At 67.8% G+C, this 14590-nt stretch carries 16 protein-coding genes and 1 pseudogene; 7 read left to right on the forward strand and 10 right to left on the reverse strand.

Annotated elements, in window-relative coordinates:
* Position 1: 1 nt before the first annotated feature.
* The 4 genes from AC1RRV_RS14030 to AC1RRV_RS14045 form a co-directional block, all read right to left on the reverse strand.
* Positions 2 to 352, reverse strand: a complete 351-nt coding sequence (locus tag AC1RRV_RS14030; RefSeq protein WP_492860268.1) for an MbcA/ParS/Xre antitoxin family protein — start codon at positions 350 to 352, stop codon at positions 2 to 4.
* Between the two features lie 92 nt (positions 353 to 444).
* A complete protein-coding gene (gene upp, locus AC1RRV_RS14035) occupies positions 445 to 1074 on the reverse strand; it encodes a uracil phosphoribosyltransferase (RefSeq protein ID WP_492860269.1) in 630 nt (209 codons plus the stop codon).
* Positions 1075 to 1126: 52 nt separating this feature from the next.
* Positions 1127 to 3316, reverse strand: a complete 2190-nt coding sequence (locus AC1RRV_RS14040) for a xanthine dehydrogenase family protein molybdopterin-binding subunit (RefSeq protein WP_492860270.1) — start codon at positions 3314 to 3316, stop codon at positions 1127 to 1129.
* 2 nt (positions 3317 to 3318) lie between these two features.
* A complete protein-coding gene (locus tag AC1RRV_RS14045) occupies positions 3319 to 3798 on the reverse strand; it encodes a (2Fe-2S)-binding protein (protein WP_492860271.1) in 480 nt (159 codons plus the stop codon).
* 223 nt (positions 3799 to 4021) lie between these two features.
* Between AC1RRV_RS14045 and AC1RRV_RS14050 the strand changes: the two genes are divergently transcribed.
* From AC1RRV_RS14050 to AC1RRV_RS14075, 6 genes are all read left to right on the forward strand, one after another.
* The gene (locus AC1RRV_RS14050; RefSeq protein ID WP_492860272.1) at positions 4022 to 4666 is read left to right on the forward strand and encodes a DUF47 domain-containing protein; all 645 of its coding nucleotides are present in this window, start codon (positions 4022 to 4024) and stop codon (positions 4664 to 4666) included.
* Between the two features lie 5 nt (positions 4667 to 4671).
* Positions 4672 to 5673 (forward strand): inorganic phosphate transporter, encoded by a 1002-nt coding sequence (locus AC1RRV_RS14055; RefSeq protein ID WP_492860273.1) that lies wholly within the window; start codon positions 4672 to 4674, stop codon positions 5671 to 5673.
* On the forward strand, positions 5661 to 6230 hold the full coding sequence (locus AC1RRV_RS14060; protein WP_492860519.1) for an NUDIX hydrolase: 570 nt from the start codon (positions 5661 to 5663) through the stop codon (positions 6228 to 6230). Before AC1RRV_RS14055 ends, AC1RRV_RS14060 begins: the two co-directional genes overlap by 13 nt.
* Before the next feature lie 70 nt (positions 6231 to 6300).
* Positions 6301 to 7026 carry an endonuclease III domain-containing protein gene (locus tag AC1RRV_RS14065; protein ID WP_492860274.1) on the forward strand — a complete coding sequence of 242 codons (726 nt, stop codon included), beginning with the start codon at positions 6301 to 6303 and terminating at the stop codon, positions 7024 to 7026.
* 30 nt (positions 7027 to 7056) lie between these two features.
* The gene (locus AC1RRV_RS14070) at positions 7057 to 7782 is read left to right on the forward strand and encodes a DUF72 domain-containing protein (RefSeq protein WP_492860276.1); all 726 of its coding nucleotides are present in this window, start codon (positions 7057 to 7059) and stop codon (positions 7780 to 7782) included.
* A 39-nt stretch (positions 7783 to 7821) separates the two neighbouring features.
* A complete protein-coding gene (locus tag AC1RRV_RS14075) occupies positions 7822 to 8238 on the forward strand; it encodes a hypothetical protein (protein ID WP_492860277.1) in 417 nt (138 codons plus the stop codon).
* Here the strand turns inward: AC1RRV_RS14075 and AC1RRV_RS14080 are convergent.
* Together AC1RRV_RS14080 and AC1RRV_RS14085 are read right to left on the reverse strand one after the other, a co-directional pair.
* Positions 8213 to 9196: a M15 family metallopeptidase gene (locus AC1RRV_RS14080; RefSeq protein ID WP_492860278.1), complete on the reverse strand. Its 984-nt coding sequence runs from the start codon at positions 9194 to 9196 to the stop codon at positions 8213 to 8215. The two genes, AC1RRV_RS14075 and AC1RRV_RS14080, sit on opposite strands and share 26 nt — an antisense overlap.
* A 31-nt stretch (positions 9197 to 9227) precedes the next feature.
* Positions 9228 to 10724, reverse strand: coding sequence for a CoA-acylating methylmalonate-semialdehyde dehydrogenase (locus AC1RRV_RS14085; RefSeq protein ID WP_492860279.1), 1497 nt, complete (start codon positions 10722 to 10724; stop codon positions 9228 to 9230).
* A gap of 35 nt (positions 10725 to 10759) precedes the next feature.
* Between AC1RRV_RS14085 and AC1RRV_RS14090 the strand changes: the two are divergent.
* A pseudogene (locus tag AC1RRV_RS14090) lies at positions 10760 to 10855 on the forward strand (hypothetical protein); the annotation flags it as partial.
* Between the two features lie 55 nt (positions 10856 to 10910).
* Here AC1RRV_RS14090 and AC1RRV_RS14095 read toward each other — a convergent pair.
* From AC1RRV_RS14095 to AC1RRV_RS14110, 4 genes are all read right to left on the reverse strand, one after another.
* Positions 10911 to 11435 (reverse strand): flavin reductase family protein, encoded by a 525-nt coding sequence (locus tag AC1RRV_RS14095; RefSeq protein ID WP_492860280.1) that lies wholly within the window; start codon positions 11433 to 11435, stop codon positions 10911 to 10913.
* Positions 11436 to 11537: 102 nt separating this feature from the next.
* Positions 11538 to 12572 carry a hypothetical protein gene (locus tag AC1RRV_RS14100; RefSeq protein ID WP_492860282.1) on the reverse strand — a complete coding sequence of 345 codons (1035 nt, stop codon included), beginning with the start codon at positions 12570 to 12572 and terminating at the stop codon, positions 11538 to 11540.
* On the reverse strand, positions 12458 to 13378 hold the full coding sequence (locus AC1RRV_RS14105) for a glycosyltransferase family 2 protein (RefSeq protein ID WP_492860283.1): 921 nt from the start codon (positions 13376 to 13378) through the stop codon (positions 12458 to 12460). Before AC1RRV_RS14105 ends, AC1RRV_RS14100 begins: the two co-directional genes overlap by 115 nt.
* Complete coding sequence (locus AC1RRV_RS14110; RefSeq protein WP_492860520.1) at positions 13378 to 14529, reverse strand: GNAT family N-acetyltransferase; 1152 nt, start codon at positions 14527 to 14529, stop codon at positions 13378 to 13380. The genes AC1RRV_RS14105 and AC1RRV_RS14110 overlap by 1 nt, the downstream gene beginning before the upstream one ends.
* Between the last annotated feature and the right edge of the window lie 61 nt (positions 14530 to 14590).

Below are 14590 nucleotides of genomic sequence, written 5' to 3' on the forward strand. Positions count from 1 at the left end.
ATCAGGCGTGGACGCCAGCGTCCACGGCGTCGATGTAGTCCAGCACCTCGTCGACGCGCCCTTCGCGGACGAGCTGCATCGCCGTGTGCCCGGAGAATCCGGGCAACGGCTCGGAACGATACCAGGCGTAGGCGATCAGCTCGGAGCCGAAGCGAGGTTCGACCTTGTTGATGACCTCGACCATTTCCCGCAGGCGGCGCTGGGTCTTGGGCGAACGGAAGCGCTCCCGGCGTTGAACCGCATCCCTGCCCAGCCCGGCCGTGCGGGCGACTTCCTCGCTGGTCGTGCGGAAGGCGTCGGCGATCTTGCGCGGGGCGAAGAACCCGTCGTCGGCATATTTGGCCAGGCCCATGGGATGCCTTTCGTCATTGCCGGTCAGAATGACGAATATGGCGTCAATTCACGCGGCAATCAAGGCGCTCGCCTGGGAACCGGACTTGCCCCCTACCGCGTTCCGAACGTTCGGTCCCCAGCATCGCCCAGCCCCGGCACGATGTAGCCCTTGTCGTTCAGCTTGGCGTCGACCGCCGCCGTCCAGATCGGCACGTCCGGATGCGCCTCCTGCAGGGCTTCTACTCCCGGCTGGGCCGCCAGCAGGCAGACGAAGCGCAGGTTGGTGACGCCATAGTGCTTCAAGCGCGAGATGGCGGCGATGGCCGAGTGACCGGTGGCCAGCATCGGATCGACGACGATGACCAGGCGGCCGGCGATGTCCTCGGGGGCCTTGAAGTAGTACTCGACCGCTTCCAGCGTATCGTGGTCGCGATAGAGGCCGATGTGGGCCACGCGGGCCGAGGGCACCAGGTCCAGCATGCCCTCGCACATCCCCAGGCCCGCCCGCAGGATCGGGGCGAAGACCAGCTTTTTGCCGGCGATCTCATAGGCCGTGGTCGGAGCGACCGGGGTCTCGATCTGGACCGGGTCCATCGGCAGGTCGCGGGTGATCTCGTAGCAGATCAGGGTCGCGACCTCGCGCATCAGGGCGCGGAAGGTCTTCGTCGAGGTCGTCTTGTCCCGCATCTTGGTCAGCTTGTGCTGGACGAGCGGGTGGCTGACGACGGTGACCTGAGACATGGGAAGACCTTGCTGGAAGCGTGTCTCCACGCTCCTAGCAGGCCGCCTAAAATCAGGCCAGTTGGTCGCCGACCGGCAAGCTGCGGATCCGCTTCCCGGACGCCGCGAAGATGGCGTTGCACAGGGCCGCCGGCGCCGGCGGATAGGCCGGCTCGCCCAGGCCCGTCGGGTTGTTGTCCGACAGCTTGAAGTGCACCTCGACGTCCGGCGCCTCGCTCATGCGCAGCAGCGGGAAGTCGCCGAAGTTGCTCTGCGTCGCCGCCCCGCCCTCGAACGTGACCTGCTGGTGCAGGGCCGCGCCGATGGCGTCCAGGATCGAGCCTTGGACCTGCTGCTCGGCGCCCTTGGGGTTGACGATCTGACGACCGACGTCGACCGCGGCCCAGGCCTTGTCGACCTTCAGCGCGCCATCCTTGACCGTGACCTGCATGACCACCGCCACATAGCCCAGGTGGCTGTAGTGGCAGGACACGCCCAGCCCCGAACCCTTCGGCAGCTTGCGGCCCCAGCCGGATTTCTCGACGACCAGGTCCAACACGCCGCGCATGCGGCCGGTGTGGAAGCTGTCGCCCTTGCCCGGCTCGCCCAGCAGGCGCGGCTCGCCCAACAGCTCGCGACGGAAGGCCACCGGGTCCTTGCCGGCGGCGATGGCCAGCTCATCGGTGAAGCTCTGCAGCACGAAACCGAAGGCGTTGTTGCCCGGCGCGCGCAGATAGCCGGTCGGGAAGCCCAGCGGCATGACCGAGACGTCGTGACGATAGTTGGCCACCGCCCGACACGGGAACTGGGTCGAGTTCATGCCGGCCGAGGTGTTGAAGGTCTCGCCCTCGCCGAAGGTGACGAAGTGGTCCTTCCAGGCGACCAGGGCGCCGTTCGCGTCGAGCCCGGCGGTCAGGTTGTGCCAGCCGCCCGGCCGGTAGAAGTCGTGCTGGATGTCGTCCTCGCGGGTCCAGACCAGCTTGACCGGCCCGTCGAGCTTCGAGGCGATGACCGCCGCCTCGACCATGTAGTCGTTCATCAGGCGCCGGCCGAAGCCGCCGCCGCCGCGGATCAGGTGGATGGTGATCGCCGACGGATCGATATTCAGGGCCTTGGCGACCAGTCCCCGACCAGGCTCGGGGTTCTGGGTCGGGGCCCAGATCTCGACCTTGCCGTCCTTGACCTGCGCCGTGCAGTTCTGCGGCTCGAGCGGGGCGTGGGCGATGAACGGATAGCTGTAGGCGGCGCTGACCGTCTTGGCCGCGCCCTTCAAGGCCCCGTCGAAATCGCCGTCATTGTGCAGCGTGCGATGTGGCGGCGCCTTGGCCAGTTCGGCGGCCTTGGCGGCGAAGCCAGCGCTGCTCTGGGCGGACGTCGGATGTTCAGCCCACTGGATCTCCAGCGCGTCGCGGCCCTTGCGGGCGGTCCACCAGCTGTCGGCCACCACGGCCACGCCGGGCATCAACCCCTGCAAATTGGTTCCACCCTCGACGACGAAGGCGTCCTTGACGCCTTTCACAGCCTTGGCGGCGGCCAGATCGACCTTGGCGACCTTGGCGCCATAGACCGGGGCCTTGGCGAAGGTGGCGTACAGCATGCCCGGCAGGCGCACGTCGATGCCGTAGGTCGGCTTGCCGGTGGTGATGGCGTCGAGGTTCTGGCTCTTGTGCGACTGGCCGATGATCCGGAAGGCCTTGGGGTCCTTCAGGGTCAGGCTCTTGGGGTCCGGCGGCGTGAGGGCGGAGGCGGCCTCGGCCAGCTCGCCATACGACGCGCGGCGCTTGCTGGCCGCGTGGACGACGAAGCCCGGCTCGGTCGACAGGCTGTCGGCCGGAACGCTCCAGCGGGCGGCGGCGGCGGCGATCAGCAGGGCGCGAACCGTGGCGCCCACCCGGCGCAGGCCGTCGTATTCGAGGGTCGTGGCCATGCTGCCGCCGGCCACCTGGCGGCCATAGACCTTGGCGTCGGCGATGGCTTGCTCGACCGTGACGGCCGACCAGTCGACGTCCAGTTCCTCGGCGATCAGCATCGGCAAGGCGGTCTTGATGCCCTGCCCGACCTCCGGGACCTTGGAAGCGATGGTGACCTTGCCGTCCGGCGCGATGCGGACATAGGCGTTGACCTGCTTGGCCCCATCTGGGGTCGCCCCCGCCGCCTGGCCTTCAGCGGCCATGGTGAAGCTGAGCATCAGGCCGCCGCCGACGGCGGCGCCGCTGGTGAGCACGAACCGACGGGTGGGGTCGCGGAGGATCTCGCCGTCCATGATCAAGCCCCCTTCCCAGAGGCGACGTCCAGCCCGGCGGCGACCTTGATGGCCTTGCGGATGCGGATGTAGGTGGCGCAGCGGCACAGGTTGCCGTCCATCGCCGCCTCGATCTCCTCGTCGGTGGGTTTCGGCTTGGCGGTCAGCAGGGCCGTGGCCGACATGATCTGGCCGGCCTGGCAGTAGCCGCACTGGGGCGTGTCGACCGCCTTCCAGGCTTCCTGGACCTTGGCCCCGACCGGCGTCTTGCCGACGCCCTCGATGGTGGTCACGGCCTTCTTGCCCACGCGGCTGACCGGCGTGATGCAGGCTCGGACCGGCGCGCCGTCCAGATGGACCGTGCAGGCCCCGCACAGCGCCGCGCCGCAGCCATACTTGGCGCCGACCAGGCCCAACGTGTCCCGCAGGACCCACAGCAGGGGCGTGTCGCCCTCGACATCAGCCGTGCGGGTCTCCCCATTGACGGTCAGCGTGAAGGCCATGACGCAACTCCCTTCCTCTAGGTTGCGGCGATCCTGCCCCAACGGGGCCGTTCGCGCGAGGGCTGTCACATAACTTTCACAGATAGGATTTGACGGCCAAATCCTTCCGTGGTTCCGGTGCGCCGCGCGGCGTTCCGTTCACGGATGGACATCGTTCCGCACAGATTTCTCGCCTCGCGTATCGGGGCGTCCCCTACCGCTTCGTACGAAGGAAAGAAGCATTATGCTGGGCTTGTTCAAGGCCGTCATGCCGAAGGAAGACGCCTTCTTCGACCTGTTCTCCGCCCACGCGCGCACGCTGGTCGCCGGCGCCGAGGCGCTGCACGACATGACCGCGGGCGGCGACGCCGTCGAGTCCGCCGGCGCGCGGGTCAACAAGCACGAGGACGAGGCCGACGAAATCACCCGCCAGGTGATGCTGGCCGTCCGCCGCAGCTTCATCACCCCGTTCGATCGCAGCGACATCCAGAGCCTGACCACCTCGCTGGACGACGCCATCGACCAGATGCGCAAGACCGCCAAGGTCGTCGCCCTGTTCGAGGTGAAGACCTTCGAGCCGCAGATGCGCGAGATGACCCGGATCATCGTCGAGGCCGCCAAGCTGACGGAAGAGGCCGTGGGCCTGCTGCCGAAGATGCGTCAGAACGCTCATCACCTCAGCGAGATCGCGGTGCAGATCACCCAGATCGAGGAGCAGTCGGACGTCATGTACGACGAAGGCCGCAAGGCGCTGTTCCTGGCCAACCGCAACAGCGACCCGATGGCCTTCATCGTCGGCGTCGACATCTACAGCCACCTCGAAAAGGTCATGGATCGCTTCGAGGACGTGGCCAACCGCATCAGCGGCATCGTCGTCGAGCAGGTCTGATCACCGTGGACCCCACGCTCCTGATCCTGGTCTTCCTGGTCGTCGTCGCCCTGGCGTTCGACTTCCTGAACGGCCTTCACGACGCCGCCAACTCGATCGCCACGATTGTCTCCACGCGGGTGCTGTCGGCCCGCTGGGCGGTGATCTGGGCGGCGTTCTTCAACTTCATCGCCTTCCTGTTCTTCGGCCTGCACGTGGCCAAGATGGTCGGGTCGGGCATTGTCGACCCGCACGTGATCAGCGACCGTCTGATCTTCGCGGCGCTGATGGGCGCGATCAGCTGGAACCTGCTGACCTGGTGGGCGGGCATCCCGTCGTCCAGCTCGCACGCCTTGATCGGCGGCCTGGTCGGCGCCTCGATCGCCAAGGTCGGCGGCCTGGGCGCCATCCAGTGGGCCGGCCTGGGCAAGACCGCGGCCGGCATCGTGGTTTCGCCGACCATGGGCTTCATCCTGGCCATGCTGCTGGTGCTGATCGTCTCATGGACCTTCGTGAAGAGCTCGCCGTTCTTCGCCGACCGGGTGTTCCGCAAGCTGCAGTTCGTCTCCGCCGCCCTCTACAGCCTGGGCCACGGCGGTAACGACGCCCAGAAGACGATGGGCATCATCGCGGCCCTGCTGTTCGCCCATGGCGCCACCGGCAAGCCCGGCGAGATCCCGTTCTGGGTCGTCCTCGCGTGCCAGACGGCCATGGGCCTGGGCACGCTGTTCGGCGGCTGGCGCATCGTCCACACCATGGGCAGCAAGATTACCCGCCTGACCCCGATGCAAGGCTTCTGCGCGGAGACCGGCGGCGCCATCATGCTGTTCATGGCCACCCATATCGGCGTTCCGGTCTCGACGACTCACACGATCACGGGCGCTATTGTCGGCGTCGGCGCTTCGCGCCGGGTCTCGGCCGTCCGCTGGGGCGTCGCCAAGGACATCGTCATCGCCTGGATCGTCACCCTGCCGGCGGCGGCCCTGACGGCGGCGCTGTTCTATTATCTCGGGTTCTGGATGAAGTGACCGATACGGGAGGAAAGCAGGAAGGGCGCAAGTCCGGCGGCAAGCGCCGCCAGGTCGCCGCCCTGCCGTGGCGCGGCGAAGGCGAGGCCTTGCGCATCCTGCTGGTCTCCTCCCGCGAGACCCGCCGTTGGGTGATCCCCAAGGGCTGGCCGATGAAGGACAAGGCCGACTTCGCCGCAGCCGCCCAGGAAGCCTATGAGGAAGCCGGCCTCGACGGCGTGATCTCCGAACGGCCGGTCGGCGAGTACGAATATCTCAAGAAGCTGAAGAGCGGCGCGGCGCGGCTGGTCAAGGTCGACGTCTTTCCGCTGCAGGTGACCGGCGGGCACGAAACCTGGCCCGAAAAGGGCCAGCGCACACTCCAGTGGATGACGCCTGTGGAGGCGGCGCTCGCCGTCCAGGAACCACAACTGCGCGACCTGATCGCCCGCTTCACCGGTGTCGAGCTGCCGGAAGAGCAGCGCCCCGCCCCCGCTCTCGCGCCGACGCCCGTCCGCATCGCCCTCCAGCGCCTGCGCCGTCGCGTGACCGCGCTCTGGGGGCGCTACCGGCGTTAACCCACAAGCTGTGGACAAGTCGTCCCGCGCCGCATAATGTTCTCATTATGTTCCTGCGCGGCGAATCCCCATGCAACTGTCCTTAGGCCTCGCCCGGTCGCCGCTGGAAAGCGTGCGCGACGCCCTGCTCTGCGAATTCGGCCCGCAGCGGCCGGTGGCGCGGATGGATCCGATCTCGCAACTGGTGAAGTCGTCGATCAGCGGCCGCACCCAGGACGCCGTCTCGTGGGCCGCCTTCCTGCGCCTGCGGGCCGAGTTCAAATGCTGGGAGGACCTGGCCAGCGCGCCGGTCGCCGCCGTGGCCCGGCTCATCGACGATGTGACCTTCCCGGACGACAAGGCGCGCCACCTGACCACCGCCCTGCGGATGATCGAGGACAAGGTCGGCTGGCTTTCGCTGAACCATCTGAAAGCCATGTCCGTCGACCAGGCCCGCTGGGAACTCCAAGCCCTGCCCGGCGTCGGCGTGAAGGTGGCCGCCTGCGTGCTGAACTTCAGCGAGCTGGCGATGCGGGCCCTGGTGGTCGACACCCACATCCATCGCGTCGCCAAGCGCATCGGGCTCGTCGGCGCGGGTGACGCGACCCATGCCTATCACGCGCTGATGGACCTGGCGCCGCCGGCCTGGAGCGCCGACGACCTGTTCGAGCTGCACTGGCTGATGAAGCGCGGCCTGGGCCAGATGCTCTGTCCGCACGAAGGCCCCAAGTGCGGCGCCTGCCCGCTGAAGCAGATCTGCGCCAAGGTCGGCGTCGGCCACAGCGCCGAGGTGCTGGCCTGGCGGCCGCGCGGCTGAACCAAGCGCCGGCTCGCGCGCTGGCTCAGCATGGACATTCGCATCGGCACGGCCGGTTGGAGCCTCTATCGCGTCGCCGACGCCTTCCCCGCCGAAGGCACTGGCCTGCAACGCTACGCGACGCGCTTCAACGCGGTCGAGATCAACACCTCGTTCTACCGACCGCATCAGCCCAAGACCTACGAGCGATGGGCCGCGAGCACGCCGTCGGACTTTCGGTTCGCCGTGAAAATCCCCAAGACGGTCACGCACGAGCGCCGGCTGATCGACGTCGAGGAGCCGCTGGCGCGCTTCCTGGACGAGTGCTCGGCCCTCGGCGCGAAACTCGGCCCGCTTCTGATCCAGTTGCCGCCAAGCCTGAAGTTCGACCCGGCCGTGGTCGACCGCTTCTTCGCCGCCTGGCGAAGACGGGCGCCTGGCCCGACCGTGATCGAACCGCGCCATGCGACCTGGTTCACGCCCGAGGCGACCGCGATGCTCACGGCCTTCGAGATGGCCCGGGTAGCGGCCGATCCGGCGAAGGTCCCGGAGGCGGCGGAGCCAGGCGGCTGGAGCGGGCTCACCTACTATCGCCTGCATGGCTCGCCGGTGATGTATCGTTCGGCCTATGAGGATCCGGCCCTCGCCAGCCTGGCCAGGCGCTTGACGGTTCAGGCCACGACGGCTGAGGCGTGGTGCATATTTGACAACACCCAGTTGGGCGCGGCTGGCCACGACGCGCTGAAGCTCATGGACATGGTCGCCTCCGGGTCGTAGCGAACCGCCGCCGCCGATAGCAAGCCAGGAGAGGTGACCGTGACCACCCCCGACGCCGCCATGATGGCCGCTCCAGCGGCCCTCGCCCGTTTCCTTGAAACCGCCACCCCGTCTCTTCTCGACGGCGTCTTCTCCTCTGGCGACGTCACGATCCTCGAGAATTTCCCGCCGCACGTCTTCCAGGGTCAGGACGGCCTAGCCCATTGGCGGGCTCTGATGACCAAGCATGTCGGCGCGATCAGCGACCTCCGCCACGAATTTGGATCCCCCCAGGACTTCGGCCAGGACGGCGACACCGTTCACTTCACCCTGCCGACCCGCTGGTCCGGCGTGCGCGACGAACAGTCCTTCAGGGAACTGGGCGGCTGGACCTTCGTCCAGGTCCGCGAAGCCGACCGCTGGCGGATCCGCGCCTACGGCTGGGCCGTGATCAGCTTCGAGCAGCCAGCTCCGTGAAGGTCTTCGTCCCGATCGGATAGCGACGCCAGTCGTTGAAGTCGAAGTGCCACCACTCCTCGGGATAGACGGTGAAGCCCTCGGCCTCCATCGCCTGGCGCAGGACCGCGCGCAGCGCTCGCTGCTTCGTCGTGCCGCCCACGAAGTCGGCATAGGACCGGGTCGAGAACTCGTCGTAGCGGCCGGGCATCTCGACGGCCTCGCCGGTCTTCAGATCGTAGAGCGTCAGGTCCACCGCGCAGCCGCGGTTGTGGCGCGAGCCCTGGGCCGGATCGGCGACGAAGACGTGGTCCTCGGGCGGGGTGGCTTCCCAGAACATCCAGGTGACGTACCAGGGCCGGTAGGCGTCGTGGATCAGCAGGCCATAGCCCTTGGCCGCCAACGCCTTGTGGATCCGCCCCAAGGCCTGCGCGGCCGGACGCTGCATATAGGCCGCCGCTCGTTCGTAGAGCGGGATGCCCATGAAGTTGTCCGGGCCTGCGTACCAGATGTCGAGCTTGATGCCTGGATCGATGGTCGTCAGGTCCACGAGGTCCGACGGCAGGCGCTCGCCGGTCTCGACCGGCGGCGTCGCGGCCAGGGCGCGCTTGCGCAGAGCGGCCGGATCGGCGCGGACGGCCTTGTGGATCCGGTCCCGCGTCTCGACGCCGAAATCATGGAAGGCCAGCGGCTTGCCGTTCAGGCGGACCGCGCCCTTCTCCCGCACCAGCTCGCCGCCGCCCGCGATGGCGTAGCGACCACCGCCCGAGGGTGTCAGGCGCGCCGACGTGAAGCCCTCGCCGTCGATGTGCAGCGCGCCGTCCTTCTCGAAGACGGTGAACGGCGCGGCCTTGTCGCCATACTGGCCGATGGCGGCCCACTCGGCCTTGGCCAAAGAGGGCGTCTGCGCAAAGGCGGCCGGGGCCAGCAGGCCGGCGGCGGCGATGGACAGGAAGGATCGTCGAACCAGACTGCTCATCACCACCGCCTCAGGCCTATTTCCCAGGTCTCTATTTCATCGTCGGGATGACGAAGCTGCTGTCACCCACGTCGCCTTCCGGCCAACGGGCGGTCACCGTCTTGACCTTGGTGTAGAACTTCACGCCCTCGACGCCGTGCTGGTTGGTGTCGCCGAACGCCGAGCGCTTCCAGCCGCCGAAGGTGTGATAGGCCACCGGCACCGGGATCGGCACGTTGATGCCGACCATGCCGACATTGACCCGCGCCGCGAACTCGCGGGCCGCGCGGCCGTTGCGGGTGAAGATGGCGACGCCGTTGCCGTACTGGTGCTCGGACGGCAGGGCCATGGCCTCCTCGAAGCTCTCGGCGCGGACGATCTGCAGCACCGGGCCGAAGATCTCTTCCTGGTAGGTCTTCATGCCCTTCTGGACGCCGTCGAACAGCGACGGGCCGATGAAGAAGCCCTTCTCGAAGCCCTGCAGTTGGAAGTCACGGCCGTCGACCACCAGCTCGGCGCCCTCTTCCTGGCCGATGCGGATGTAGTCGGCGATCTTGGCGCGGTGCTGGCTGGAGACCACCGGGCCATAATGGGCGTCGGGATCGGTGGAGACGCCAACCTTCAGGGTCTGGATCTCGGCGACCATGCGCTCGCGCAGTTCATCGGCGGTGTTCTTGCCGACCGGAACCACGACCGGCAGGGCCATGCAGCGCTCGCCGGCCGAGCCGAAGGCCGCGCCCGAGAGGTCCTTCACGACCTGGTCCATGTCGGCGTCGGGCAGGACGATGCCGTGGTTCTTGGCGCCGCCCATGGCCTGGACGCGTTTCCCGTGCGCCGTGCCGGTCTGATAGACGTAGTGGGCGATGTCGGAGCTGCCGACGAAGCTGACCGCGCGGATCAGCGGATGGGTCAGGATGGCGTCGACGGCGCTCTTGTCGCCGTGGATCACGTTCAGCACGCCGGCCGGAGCCCCCGCTTCCATCATCAGCTCGGCCAGTTTCACCGGCACGGTCGGATCCTTCTCCGACGGCTTGAGGATGAAGGTGTTGCCCACGGCGATGCTGATGCCGAACATCCACATCGGGATCATGGCCGGGAAGTTGAACGGGGTGATGCCCGCGCAGACGCCCAGCGGCTGGCGCATCGAATAGACGTCGATGCCGGGGCCCGCGCCCTCAGTATATTCGCCCTTCAGGATGTGGGGGATGCCGCAGGCGAACTCGATGACCTCGAGGCCGCGCTGGATGTCGCCCTTGCTGTCGGCGATGACCTTGCCGTGCTCGGACGACAGGATTTCGGCCAGGACGTTCATGTCGCGCTCGATCAGGCGCTTGAACTCGAACATCACCCGGGCGCGTCGCTGCGGGTTGGTCGCCGCCCAGCCGATCTGGGCCTTGGCGGCGGCCTGGACGGCGGCGTCCAGCTCGGCGTCGGTCGCCAGCTGCACGCGAGCCTGGACCTCGCCGGTGTTGGGATTGAAGACGTCGCCGAAGCGGCCGGAAGAACCGGTCAGGGTCTGACCGTTCACGAAATGGGCGATGTCTCGCATGATGCGCTCCCTAACGCTGTTTTGCGCGTCAATAGCATCCCTCCGGCAACACGTATGCCGGAAATTTCTTCTGCTTAGGCTGTGCGTCCTTCGAGGCTCGCCTTCGGCTCGCACCTCAGGATGAGGAAATCGGAAAACGTCCTCATGCTGAGGCGCCCGCGCAGCGGGCCTCGAAGCACGCACGACCTATTCGGCGTCGACATGCACCCGGCGGAACCGTCCCTGCAGATAGACCAGCGGCTCATGGTCCGGATCGTAGCGCAGCTTCACGACCCGACCGACATAGACCCGGTGGTCGCCGGCGTCGAAGACGTGGTGGGTCTCGCACTCGAAATTGGCCATGCACCCGGGCAGGATCGGCACGCCCGTACGCCAGGTCTCGGTGTCGATCCCTGCGAAGCGGTCGGTGTCCTTCTGGACGAACTGGCGGGCCAGCTGCTGGTGCTCGGCGTGCAGGACGTTGACCGCCCAACGGCCGGCGGCGTCCAGGCTGCTCAGGCTGGACGACTTCAGGTCGACGCAGACCAGGGCCAGCGGCGGATCCAGCGACACCGAGGTGAAGGAGTTGGCGGTCAACCCGACCTTGCGGCCGTCCTCGCAGACGGTCGTGACGACAGTCACCCCGGTCGTGAAGCACCCGAAGGCGTTGCGCAGAGCCCGGGCGTCGTGCTCGGCGCCCTCCCCCAGTTCGATCGTAACGGCTTTACTCATCACCTAAGCAGTGGGGCAAAGCAGTGCGTCGGGCAAGTCCGAGACGGACGTCCGGGCGAGGTCGCCCCGTGAATGAATAAAATTATTACTTATGCCCGCGCTTTAGGCGCTTGGACCTTCGACGATCACGCCCGGACGCGCCGCGTCGAGACCGAAGGTCACCGGCAGATTGCGCACGTGCGGGGTCTGCAGCCCCAGGGCCTTGGCCCCGCGCGCCACGGCCAGCTTGGTCAGCGCCGTCGGGCCAAAACCGCTCTGCACGCGCGGCCGGGCGCCCAGGCGGCGGCGCAGCACGCCGTTGGCGTAGATGACATTGGCCCGCATCAGGGCCGGCGGGGTCATGAATTCGATCGAGATCGAGACGTTCAGCATCGGGCCGTTCTCGATCCGGTGCGGGGCGTTCTGCTTCCAGGTGACCATGTTGCCGGGGGTGAGGGTCACCGCCTGCGCGCCGGCGTCCCACTCGGGCTGGAAGGCGAACTGCTCGGCCGTCTCGCGCAGCACGATCTTCTCCAGGGCCAAGTCGCCGACATACGGATCAGCCACCGGATAGACCCAGACCTTCTTCTCGCCGCGGATCTGCCACAGCGACACCAGCGGCACGTCCAGATGGTAGAAGACCTGGGCGTTGGCGCTGCTGATCAGCATGCCGACGTCCCGCTTGAAGGTCTTCAGGCCGGGGACATGAGCCTCCTTGTCGGCGAAGATCTCGTCGCTGAGGGCGGCATATTCCGGCACGTGGTCATTGGTCTGGCGCAGGTTCAGCCAGATGCGGCCCGACTTTGCGGCGTCCAGCAGCTGGTCGCCCGTCAGGTTGCCCGGCGAGCCCTTGCGCCAGGTGGTCCAGGCCTGGGGGTCCTCGCCCATGGTGAAGACGCCCAGCTTGTCGCGCGGATACAGATCCAGCAGGCGCGCCAGCCCCTCGTCGTCGAACATCGGACGCTCATGCAGGGCGTGCTTGAACATCAGGTTCTCGCGGCCGAAGGCCTTGGCCTTGTCCGCCGTCCAGTCGGTGATCACGCTCACGCGGTCCTCCCGTAGAATTGGATCTTGAAGGGGCCCCACCAGAAGGTCTTGCCCAGGCCCCGCGCGGCGCGGTCCAGCCACTCGGCGCGGTCCTTGGCGCGGCTCAGCCACTTGAAGCCCGCGACCAGGCCGAAGACGACGACCTGGCCCAGGCCAATGACCATCCAGCGCGCGACGCCGGTCCTGTCGGGCGGCACGGCGGCGGCGCAGTGCGAGGTCGGCCCCTGGCCGTACGAAAAGGCGCGCGGGATTGTGTAGGCGAGGTTCAGCCGCGACGGGACCGGATCTTCCCAGACCCAGGCGGCCGGCTCCCAGGCGAAGCGCGCGCCGTTGGCCCCCATGTGGCCGAACAGCAGGTCGTCCTCGCCGCCGATCTCGTTGCGGATGGCCGAGAACGGCGACACCGGGTCCGGCAGGGCCGAACGGCGGATCAGGCTGTCACCGCAGCCATAGTGATGGTCGAGGATGCCCGCCTCGGCCGGTCCCTCGCGCGAGAAGAAGCGTTCAAGATAGTCGCGGTGCTCGACGATCTGGGCCGGGGCGCGGCCCTTCACCGGTCCGAACACCACGTCGGCGTCGAAACGGACCTGGGCGGCCATCAGCGCGGCCAGCCAGCCGGGCGGCGCTTCCTCGTCGTCGTCGAGGAAGGCGATGAAGTCACCCGAGGCGCGAGCCATGCCGGCGTTGCGGGCGTTGGCGACACCGGGACGCTTTTCGTTGACATAGATCACCGGGAACGGCGCGGCCTTGGCCAGATCCTCGGCGACCGGCTTGGCGGACGGGACCTGGTCGTTGTCGACGATCACCAGCTCCAGATCGGCGAAGTCGACACCGGTCTGGCCGAACAGCGAACGCGCCGCGACGGTCAGGCCGTCGGGGCGTCGCTGGGTCGGGATCATGATCGTTACGCGCGCCATCAGGCCTCCGGATGGGCTCCTTGGCGGCGATGCGCCCGCGAGGCGACCGCCTCGACGAAGTCGCGCACGCGACCGCTCATGGTCAGCTCGGTGCTCGCGATGGCGTCCATGCGCCGGCGCAGCTGGCCGACCGGGCCCGCGCCGTGCGCGCCGGCCATGGTCCAGACGCTTTCCATCGAATGGGCCATGCGGCCCCCGAGGCTGGCGGAGGTCGCCGCGCCCTCTCCGATCGTCACCGTGTTCCGGGCATAGGTCCGCTTGTAGTGGTCATGGCCCGGGCCGAGGTCGTAGCGGGTCAAGCCCAGCTCCGGCATGGCCGCGATGGCGCGCGGGAAGAAGATCTGACCCGGCGACCAGTCGGCGTGCTCGGGGTTCGTCGAGGCGATCCACGGGTGATAGACCGCGCCCTGGCGGATGCCGAAGTGACCGCCCACCAGGGCGTCGCCGGCATAGAGATTGATCATCAGGCCTTGGAACGCGCCGTCGCGGCGCTGGAACAGCTCGGCCATCAGCTCGCGCGTCCAGTCGGCGCGCAGGAAGTCGTGGACGCCCGTGCGCTCCAGTTGCTCGCGCTTCCAGTCGAGCAGCTGGTTGAAGGCGTCGCGCGAGACGTCGCCGGCGACCAGGCGCAGCGGCCCGACCTCGCGGTCCAGCTTGTTGTCCAGGCGGCGGTAGTTCTTGATCTTCTTGGGGCTCTCGGCGCGGACCGCTTCGAGATAGTCGTCAGCGGTCGTTCCGCGCAGATCGATGACATAGGCCGTGCGGTCAACCTCGTGCGCGGCCGGGAACGCGGCGTTCGGATCGAGCAGGCCGGTGTAGCGGAACACGCTGATGCCGGCGGCGCGCAGCACGTCCTCGATCTTCAGTCCCGCTTCGGGACGGCTGACCAGGCCGTGATAGTCGGACAGCGGCGAGCCGATCGGCCGCGCCACGCCGCCGGGGCGGCGGTGATACGGCAGGAAGCCCACGGTCTCGCCCGCCAGGCGTACCACGGCGACCCGCGCATCTTCGCGAACCTTTCCAACGGCTTGCGCGAAATCTGGACCCAGCAGAGGATTGGCCAGCGCCGCCTGGGACACCGACAGACTCCGCCACAGCGCCGCGTCGGCGGGCGCCAGAAGGCTCGGATGAAGGGTCTCGACGTCCAGCATGTCCATCTGTCCTACTCCTGGTCGGTTAGGGAAAGATGGAGGTCCACCTGCAATCATCAGG

This window comes from Caulobacter sp. GW821-FHT11E10 (genome assembly GCF_058808375.1).

Coding starts and splice junctions, on each gene's coding strand:
- AC1RRV_RS14030 (WP_492860268.1), bottom strand. CDS start 352: ATGGGCCTGGCCAAATATGCCGACGACGGGTTCTTCGCCCCGCGCAAG.
- upp (WP_492860269.1), bottom strand. CDS start 1,074: ATGTCTCAGGTCACCGTCGTCAGCCACCCGCTCGTCCAGCACAAGCTG.
- AC1RRV_RS14040 (WP_492860270.1), bottom strand. CDS start 3,316: ATGGACGGCGAGATCCTCCGCGACCCCACCCGTCGGTTCGTGCTCACC.
- AC1RRV_RS14045 (WP_492860271.1), bottom strand. CDS start 3,798: ATGGCCTTCACGCTGACCGTCAATGGGGAGACCCGCACGGCTGATGTC.
- AC1RRV_RS14050 (WP_492860272.1), top strand. CDS start 4,022: ATGCTGGGCTTGTTCAAGGCCGTCATGCCGAAGGAAGACGCCTTCTTC.
- AC1RRV_RS14065 (WP_492860274.1), top strand. CDS start 6,301: ATGCAACTGTCCTTAGGCCTCGCCCGGTCGCCGCTGGAAAGCGTGCGC.
- AC1RRV_RS14070 (WP_492860276.1), top strand. CDS start 7,057: ATGGACATTCGCATCGGCACGGCCGGTTGGAGCCTCTATCGCGTCGCC.
- AC1RRV_RS14080 (WP_492860278.1), bottom strand. CDS start 9,196: ATGAGCAGTCTGGTTCGACGATCCTTCCTGTCCATCGCCGCCGCCGGC.
- AC1RRV_RS14085 (WP_492860279.1), bottom strand. CDS start 10,724: ATGCGAGACATCGCCCATTTCGTGAACGGTCAGACCCTGACCGGTTCT.
- AC1RRV_RS14095 (WP_492860280.1), bottom strand. CDS start 11,435: ATGAGTAAAGCCGTTACGATCGAACTGGGGGAGGGCGCCGAGCACGAC.
- AC1RRV_RS14105 (WP_492860283.1), bottom strand. CDS start 13,378: ATGGCGCGCGTAACGATCATGATCCCGACCCAGCGACGCCCCGACGGC.
- AC1RRV_RS14110 (WP_492860520.1), bottom strand. CDS start 14,529: ATGCTGGACGTCGAGACCCTTCATCCGAGCCTTCTGGCGCCCGCCGAC.